The organism is Burkholderia sp. 4NA327C6, assembly GCF_005502655.1.
GTDB lineage: Bacteria > Pseudomonadota > Gammaproteobacteria > Burkholderiales > Burkholderiaceae > Burkholderia > Burkholderia contaminans.
On record NZ_SCNZ01000069.1, the window covers coordinates 26,103 to 33,733 of the forward strand.

The following is a 7,631-nucleotide window of genomic DNA, read 5'->3' on the forward strand; positions in this document are numbered from 1 at the left end:
CGGCCGATCAACCGCGGAACGCGGACGGCACGCCGCGGCGCAAGCGTGCTTCGAGCGCATCGAGCAGCCGGTTGATCAGCAGGCCGACCGCACCGACGACGATCACGGCGGCCATCACGAGATCGAGCTGGAACAGTTGCCGCCCGTACACGATCAGGTAGCCGAGCCCTTCGGACGATGCGACGAGCTCGACGACGACGAGCGCGAGCCACGACTTCGTGAACGCGAGCCGCACGCCGGTCGCGAGCGTCGGGATCGCGGCCGGCAGCACGACGTGCACGATGCGTTGCCGGCGCGTATAGCCGAATACGCGCGCGACTTCATCGAGCGCGGGTGGCGTCTGGCGAAACCCTTGCAACGTGCTCAGCGTGACGGGGACGAGCGCCGCATGCGCGATCAGCAGGTACTTGAGCGGCTCGCCGACGCCGACGAGCAGCAGCAGGAACGGCAGCCAGCCGAGCACCGGAATCTGCACGATCGCATTGAAGCTCGGCAGCACGTAGGCTTCCAGCGTGCGCGACAGGCCGAGCGCCACGCCGGTCGCGAAGCCGAGCAGCGTGCCGGCGGCGAAGCCGACCAGCACGCGCTGCAGGCTGATCAACGTGTGGCGCACGAGATCGCCGCTCGTCGCGAGATCCTCGAGTGAATCGAACACGCGCTCGGGCGGCGGCAGGATCTGCGGCGCGATCCAGCCGCGCGCGCTGCCGACGCTCCATAGTGCGAACAGCAGTGCGGGCAGCAGCCACGGCGCGAGCCGCCACGACCACCGCTTCACGGCCGTCGCACGGTGCGGCGGCGCGGCGAGCGCGTCACGCTCGGATGACGGAAGGGAAAACGCGGTGTCGCTCATCGGGGCAGGTCCGGGTCAGGAAAGCGGCTTGCCGGCCGCGTCGTAGCGTGGCCAGTAGCTTTCGAGCTTCAGCGTGCGCAGCGCATTGTCGAGATACTTCGGCTCGAACCAGCCGTCGACGTCGACCGGCTGACGGATCAGCTTCAGCGCCAGCGCATCCTGCGCAACGGACTTGTAGCGCGCGACGAAGAACGGATCGATCAGCGGCGACAGGCGATCCTTCAGCCGCTGGTTCGCATAGTCGGCCTGCCACGACGACACCGGCACGCCGCTTTTCGCCCATAGCTTGAACAGCGCGTCGCGGTTCGCTTCGTCGGACGACCATTGCGCGCCCTTCACGAGTGCGGTGACGACGCGCTGCACGATGTCCGGATGCGCGCGCTCGAATTCGTCGAGCACGAGCAGGTGGGTCTGGCGCGTGAGCTGAGGGCCGTCGTTCTGCGATTCGTAGATGATCTTCGCGAGCCCCGCGTCGCGCAGCTTGTACAGCTGGTAGTCGCCCACCGACGCATCGATGCCCTTCGACGCGAGCGCGGCGAGCGAGCTCGCGGCGTCGAGATTGATCACGCGCAGGTCGCGTTCGCTGAGGCCGTTCTTCGCGAGCGCGTTGTCGGCGACGAGCTGCAGGTTCGTGCCACGGAAGATCGACACGCGGCGGTCCTTCAGGTCCTTGATCGAACGGATGGGGGAGTCGGGCGGCACCGCGATCTTGACGCCCGAGCGCACGCTCGCGGCGAGCAGCAGGCGCGTCTTGATCCCGTTCGCCCGTGCGAGCACGGCGGGCAGGTCGCCCTGGTACGCGAAGTCGAGCGCCTTGTTGGCGATCGCCTCGTTGACGGCCGGCCCCGCGCCCTTGAAGAACAGCCACTCCACCTTGATGCCGTCGGCCGCGAACTCCTTTTCGACCAGCTGCTGCAACTGCGCGGTGGCCGCACTCGACCCGCCGAACGTCGGCGGATCGCCAGCGCCTTGCTGGGCGACACCGATGCGGATGGTGGCGGGCTTGTCGGCGTGCGCGGCGGCGGCCGGCAACGCAATGAGGGACGCGATCAGCAGCGAGCGAAGCAGGCGCAGTGGAAGCATGAATCGATGGGTCCGGAACGTTGGGGGGAGGAGGCCGGGCCTTGGCCCGTCGGCGCATTCTCGATGACGTGCCGGGGCCGGACAAGAAACGATTTGAACTATGCTTATCGTCGTTTTCCGGGTTGGTGCGCCGACGATTCGTTCCATCCGGATGAGAACGGCATTCACATGCATGTGACATTCAATCAGGATTCCAATCCAGTCGATTTAACCCGGAAGCAGAATCATGAAATTGCCGATTCGAAAGTCGCGACGAAGATGAATGCACGTGGATTCCCGCGAAATTCACTCGCCGAATCGGTGCGGAAAAACGGGGCAGGTAGCCGCGGGCAGGTGATGCGAGTCCGTCGTGCATGCCGGGACGGCAGTCCGGACGGGGCGCGACGCACGCATTCGGATCGGCCTGGCATGCCGATAAATCGAATGAAAACGGGGCGGTAATTCGCGCGCTGCAACAGTCGGCGTGCTCGTTCAGACAGGCGAACCATTGGCTGTCGCACGAGAAAAAATGACCGGAAATGTTCGACGTAGATTTCATCGTTGCCGGATGAAATCCATAAATGCATCCGACGCCTAATAATTTGAATTCGCCTGAAAAATTGTCTATACCCTAGACGAATCAGCGCGGTTGCGTCGTGCGGGAAGACCGCACCACGGATGCAGGCACGCAACGATCGAAGCTGTCGTTGCACGCCGCGTGTTGCAGTAATCGAGAGGATTCCGGGGGAATGCGGGCGGCCTCGTGCCAGGGGCGCGCGCATGCGTCGCAATGGGCGGATGTCCTGCGCAACCACCGGAGCAACGGAGCATCTTTGCGTTCAACGGTCGGTCACCGGCCCCGTTACACGGAGGTTGCCATGCTGCAATACGTCAAGTCCCTGCTGCGTGACGAACGTGGCGTCAGCTCGCTCGAATACGCCGTGCTCGCCGGCATCGTCGTGGTCGCGCTCGCGGCGGTCGGCGTGATCCTCAGCAGCACCAGCGGCGGCTTGCCGAGCGTGTTCACGACGCTGATCAACAAGGTGACGAGCCTGATCTGATCCCCTGAACCCGCGCGCCACCGACGAACACCGGGATCTGCAGCGGTAGAACGTATCCGGCCGGTGCGTGTCGACGGACGGCTCTCCCATGCTCACGCTCGTGCAGTCGGTGGCCACGGTCCTGCTGGCCTCGCTTGCCGCGCAGGATCTGCGCGACCGGCGCCTGTCCAATCGCGCGGTGCTCGCATTCGCGGCGCTGTATTTCGTCGCGGCGGCGCTCGCGCGCGACGGGTTCGCGCCGCTGGCCGGCCATGTCGCGACCGGTGCGGCGATGCTGCTGCTGTTCGGCGGCATGCGCCACGCGGGCTGGATCGGCGGGGGCGACGTCAAGCTGGCGGCGGCGGTATTCCTGTGGGCCGGCCCGGCGCTGGCGATTCCGGTGCTGACAGGCGTCGGCGCGGGCGGTGCGTTGTGCGGCATCGCGTTGCTGGCGTCGCGGCCGTGGCGCGCCGCGCCGGTTCGCGCGGTCGCCGCGCGCGGCGTGCCGTACGGCGTTGCGCTCGCGCTCGGCGGCACGCTGGCCGTCTGGGCGTCGTTTCCACACACGGTTTCACTGACCTAGCCGGGGGGACGCACGCCGCCATGCCCAAACCGCTGAGACTGGCCGTGCTCGTCGTTGCCGCCGGCATCGGTGCGTTCATCCTGCGCGAGCTGTACGTCGCGGCGTCGACGCCGTCGGTGCCCGCCGAAACGGATCAGGCACGCGTGCGGGTCGCCGCGGCCGACCTGCCGGAAGGGCTGTTGCTGCGCGACAACGATCTCGCATGGAAGCGCATGCCGCGCGCGCAGGTGCCGGCTGGCGCGTTCGTCGAGTCGCAGCCCGGCGCGGACCCGAAAGGCGCGCTGCTGCGCTACCCCGTCGGCGCCGGCGCACCGATTCGCGTCGAGAACGTGATACCGGCCGGTGCGCCGGATTTTCTCGCGGCTGCGCTGCAGCCCGGCATGCGCGCGATCTCGGTGCCGGTCGACGACGTGTCGGGCAACGCGGGGTTGATCCAGCCGGGCGACTTCGTCGACGTGCTGCTGACGCAGCAGATCGGCGGCTCTGCGACGTCGCCCGGCACGTTCGAGGCGGAGACCGTGGTGCGGCGTGCGCGCGTGCTCGCGGTCGGCTCCGAATTCCAGCGCGCGAAGGCGCCCGCGAGCGCGCCGGACGCGACGGCTCGCGCCCGCACGGTCACGCTCGAGGTCGCGCCGCGCACCGCGCAGGTCGTGCTGGTGGCGACACGCCTCGGCTCGCTGTCGCTCGCGTTGCGCAGTTTCGCGACGAGCGACAGGCGGCAGCCGGCAGGCGACGACACGCAGGAGCCCGATACGCAGCCCGTGTGGGCCGGCGACGTGTCGCGCGCGGCCCGCGAGGCCGCACGCGAACCGTCCGCCGGGCCGGAGTCGGGCGCGCGGCCGGCGTGGCGGAGCAACGCGGTCGTGATCTATCGCGGTTCGTCGGTCGACGACGGATCGCGTGGCGGCGGCACCGGCACGCCGGGCCTGCCGCCGCTGCCGGCCGGGTTGCCGGCCTGGCCGGCGATGCCTGCGGTGCCCACGACGACGGGCGGCGCCAATGTCGCGGCGCAGGCGACTGCGCCGCCGCCGGCCGTGGCGGTGCAGTGACGGATTGACGATTCGGGCCGGCCGCCCGGCGGCCGGCATTTGACGGGAACACGCATGGTGCGCATGGTTCGTTGGATCGCTATCGGGGGCCTGGCCTGCATCGTCGCGTCCGGGAGCGCGTCGGCGCAGGTCGCACGCGCGCCGGACGCGGGCACGGCGCTGTCGATCGCGACCGGCAAGGGGGAACTGCTGTCGCTGCCCGAAGCCGCGACCGCGATGTTCGTCGCCGATCCCGCCATCGCGGACATCCAGGTGCCGTCCCCGCGCACCGTGTTCGTGTTCGGCAAGAAGGCGGGCACGACCACGCTGATCGCGCTCGGCGCGAACCATCGCCCGATCCTGCGCAAGACGGTGATCGTGCAGGTCGACACGGCGTCGCTGCAGGGCGTGCTCGACAGCCGCTTTCCGCAGCTGAAGCTGTCGGTGTCCGGCGCGCCGGGCTCGCTGATGGTGTCGGGCAAGGTGCCGAGCGCGGCCGACGCGGACGCCGTGATGCAGTCGCTCACGCCGTACCTGCACGACAAGGAAAAGATCGTGAACCGGCTCACGCTGTCGCGCCCGATCCAGGTGAACCTGCGCGTGCGGGTGACCGAGGTGAGCCGCAACATCACGCAGCAGCTCGGCATCAACTGGAGCTCGCTGGGCGCCGCCGGCAACTTCGTCGGCGGGCTGTTCAACGGGCGCACGCTGTTCGATCCGACGAACGGCCTGTTCAACCTGTCGCCGACGGGCGCCTACTCGGTGCTCGGCGGATTCCGCGCGGGGCGCTGGTCGATCGACGTGGTGCTCGACGCACTCGACCAGGAGGGCTTGATCACGATGCTCGCCGAACCGAACCTCACCGCGATGTCCGGCGAGACCGCGAGCTTCCTCGCGGGCGGCGAGATTCCGATCCCGGTCGCGCAGGCCGGTTCGTCGACCGGCGCGATCACGGTCGAGTTCAAGCCGTTCGGCGTGTCGCTCGACTTCACGCCGACCGTGCTCGCCGACAACCGGATCAGCCTGAAGGTGCGGCCGGAAGTGAGCGAGGTCGATGCGAACAACAGCGTGACGACCGGCGGCGTCAAGGTGCCGGGGCTCACGGTGCGGCGCGTCGACACGACGGTCGAGTTGTCGAGCGGGCAGAGCTTCGCGATCGGCGGGCTGCTGCAGAGCCAGACGGCCGACACCGTGTCGCAGATTCCGGGGCTCGGCCGGCTGCCGATCATCGGCCGGCTGTTTTCGTCGAAGAACTTCCAGGACAACAAGACCGAGGTGGTCGTGATCGTCACGCCGTACATCGTGCAGCCGACCGCGCCCGGCCAGCTCGAGCAGGCGATCGACACCGTCGCGCGGCCGAGCAGCGACCTCGAGTTCGCGGTGCAGCGCAACCTCGGGCTCGACCTGCTGTCGGGTGACACGCCGCGCCTCGTCGGCGCCGCGGGCTTCGTCTACTGAACCGGAGGAGCGCGCATGCGAACCCGATCGACCGTTGCCGCACTGCTGCCGCTGGTGTGTGCGGGCTGCCTGTCGGCGCCGCCGCCGGTCAACCTGCCCGACGCGCGGTCGATCGGCTTCGACGGCGCGCACGCGGTGGCGCCCGATTGCGCGAAGCTGATGCAGCCGTCGCATCTCGTCGATGCGGGGTTCGCGCGGCCCGGCGTGCCGTTCGGCTGCGCGACCTATTCGAACCTCGCGGCGATGCTCGCGCGGCCCGAGGATCTCGTCGCGCCCGTGCCGTACGGCGGCGCGGATGCGCAGACGGCAGCCGACGCGGTGCGCCGCTACGTCGAGGATCGCGTGAAGCAGCCGACGCCGGGCAAGACGCTGACGACCGGCTCGCCCAGCCATTGACCGGACCCGGATGCCATCACGATGCCGCCCATGAACCTCCTTGACCGTCAGCACACCCGGCGTGCCGCGTCCGCGGGCACGGCCGATCTTGTCGCGGTCGTCGCCGATTCGGGCAGCGAGGACGTGATACGCCGCGTCACGCAGGAGCTGGCGATCACGCGCACCCAGCTGCAGCTCGGCACCTGCGACGATGCGATCCGGCTGCTGCAGCAGTACGAGCGTTCGCCGCGCCAGCTCGTCATCGACGTGTCGGATTCGGTGCTGCCGGTGTCGGACCTGATGCGGCTCGCCGACGTGTGCGACCCGTCGGTGCGCGTCATCGCGATCGGCACGCAGAACGACGTCGGGTTGTTTCGCAACCTGCTCGGCATCGGCGTGCAGGACTACATCGTCAAGCCGCTGACCGTCGAGTTGATGCGGCGTGCGCTGACCGCGACGGAATCGGTCGTGCAGGCGCGCACCGGCAAGGTCGTCAGCTTCGTCGGCGCACGCGGCGGCGTCGGCGCGACCACGATCACGGTGAGCCTCGCGCGCTTCCTGGCGAGCGAGAAGCGCCGCCGGGTGGCCTACGTCGACCTGAACCTGCATGGCGGCGGTGCGAACTCGATGTTCGGGCTGTCCAGCAACAACGGGCTGATCGAATTGCTGAACATGGGGCAGCGTCCCGACGACGCGTTGTTCGAGCGCATGTTCGTGACGAAGGGCGACCGGTTGCACGTCCTGTCCGCCGAGCTGGCCTACGGCGCCGACGTCCCGCTGGGCGACCAGGCCGTCGCGCGCCTGGTCGACATGCTGAAGGACCGTTTCCACTACGTGCTGTTCGACGTCGGCAGCGGCGCCGGCAAGCTGCTCGAGGACGCGCTCGTGGCGTCCGATCTCGTCCATGTCGTGGTCGACCGTTCGGTGCACGCCGCGTACGAAGCCGCGCGGCTCGTGCGCTTCGTGCGGGAGCTGCCCGGCGAGCGGCTGCTGTCGATGGTGCTGAACAATCCGCTCGCACCGGTCGCGGGCCGCGTCGAGCCGGTCGATTTCGAGGAGGCGTTCGGCGGTGCGAAGCTGCACGAGCTGCCGCACGAGCCGCAGGCGCTCGCGGTTGCCGAGAACCTCGGCGAGCCGATCGAAGGCGCGAAGCGGAACGGTTTCCTGGACCAGATCCGGCAGCTCGCGAACGGCATCACCGGCGAGCCGATGGTCGTCGCCGAGCCGTGGTATGC

8 protein-coding genes are annotated in these 7,631 nt (G+C 69.0%); 6 read left to right on the forward strand and 2 right to left on the reverse strand.

Features of this window, described 5'->3' with window-relative positions:
* Nucleotides 1-7 precede the first annotated feature (7 nt).
* On the reverse strand, nt 8-850 hold the full coding sequence (locus tag FFS49_RS38495) for an ABC transporter permease (RefSeq protein WP_105816678.1): 843 nt from the start codon (nt 848-850) through the stop codon (nt 8-10).
* Nucleotides 851-865: 15 nt separating this feature from the next.
* Entirely contained in the window at nt 866-1,933 is a 1,068-nt protein-coding gene (locus FFS49_RS38500) for an ABC transporter substrate-binding protein (RefSeq protein WP_039370172.1), read from the reverse strand.
* An 857-nt stretch (nt 1,934-2,790) separates the two neighbouring features.
* Here FFS49_RS38500 and FFS49_RS38505 point away from each other — a divergent pair.
* The 6 genes from FFS49_RS38505 to FFS49_RS38530 all read left to right on the forward strand — a co-directional run.
* Entirely contained in the window at nt 2,791-2,973 is a 183-nt protein-coding gene (locus FFS49_RS38505) for a Flp family type IVb pilin (protein WP_041493341.1), read from the forward strand.
* A gap of 88 nt (nt 2,974-3,061) precedes the next feature.
* Entirely contained in the window at nt 3,062-3,535 is a 474-nt protein-coding gene (locus tag FFS49_RS38510; protein WP_105816677.1) for a prepilin peptidase, read from the forward strand.
* Between the two features lie 20 nt (nt 3,536-3,555).
* On the forward strand, nt 3,556-4,584 hold the full coding sequence (cpaB, locus tag FFS49_RS38515; protein WP_105816676.1) for a Flp pilus assembly protein CpaB: 1,029 nt from the start codon (nt 3,556-3,558) through the stop codon (nt 4,582-4,584).
* Between the two features lie 54 nt (nt 4,585-4,638).
* On the forward strand, nt 4,639-6,021 hold the full coding sequence (locus FFS49_RS38520) for a type II and III secretion system protein family protein (RefSeq protein ID WP_105816675.1): 1,383 nt from the start codon (nt 4,639-4,641) through the stop codon (nt 6,019-6,021).
* A 15-nt stretch (nt 6,022-6,036) separates the two neighbouring features.
* Nucleotides 6,037-6,417 carry a CpaD family pilus assembly lipoprotein gene (locus FFS49_RS38525; RefSeq protein ID WP_105816674.1) on the forward strand — a complete coding sequence of 127 codons (381 nt, stop codon included), beginning with the start codon at nt 6,037-6,039 and terminating at the stop codon, nt 6,415-6,417.
* Between the two features lie 21 nt (nt 6,418-6,438).
* The coding region (locus FFS49_RS38530) for an AAA family ATPase (RefSeq protein ID WP_137951057.1) at nt 6,439-7,631 on the forward strand (1,193 nt) is incomplete at its 3' end.

Bases quoted from the DNA above. Each gene is read 5' to 3' on its own strand.
- FFS49_RS38495 (WP_105816678.1), bottom strand. From the start codon at position 850: ATGAGCGACACCGCGTTTTCCCTTCCGTCATCCGAGCGTGACGCGCTC.
- FFS49_RS38500 (WP_039370172.1), bottom strand. From the start codon at position 1,933: ATGCTTCCACTGCGCCTGCTTCGCTCGCTGCTGATCGCGTCCCTCATT.
- FFS49_RS38505 (WP_041493341.1), top strand. From the start codon at position 2,791: ATGCTGCAATACGTCAAGTCCCTGCTGCGTGACGAACGTGGCGTCAGC.
- FFS49_RS38510 (WP_105816677.1), top strand. From the start codon at position 3,062: ATGCTCACGCTCGTGCAGTCGGTGGCCACGGTCCTGCTGGCCTCGCTT.
- cpaB (WP_105816676.1), top strand. From the start codon at position 3,556: ATGCCCAAACCGCTGAGACTGGCCGTGCTCGTCGTTGCCGCCGGCATC.
- FFS49_RS38520 (WP_105816675.1), top strand. From the start codon at position 4,639: ATGGTGCGCATGGTTCGTTGGATCGCTATCGGGGGCCTGGCCTGCATC.
- FFS49_RS38525 (WP_105816674.1), top strand. From the start codon at position 6,037: ATGCGAACCCGATCGACCGTTGCCGCACTGCTGCCGCTGGTGTGTGCG.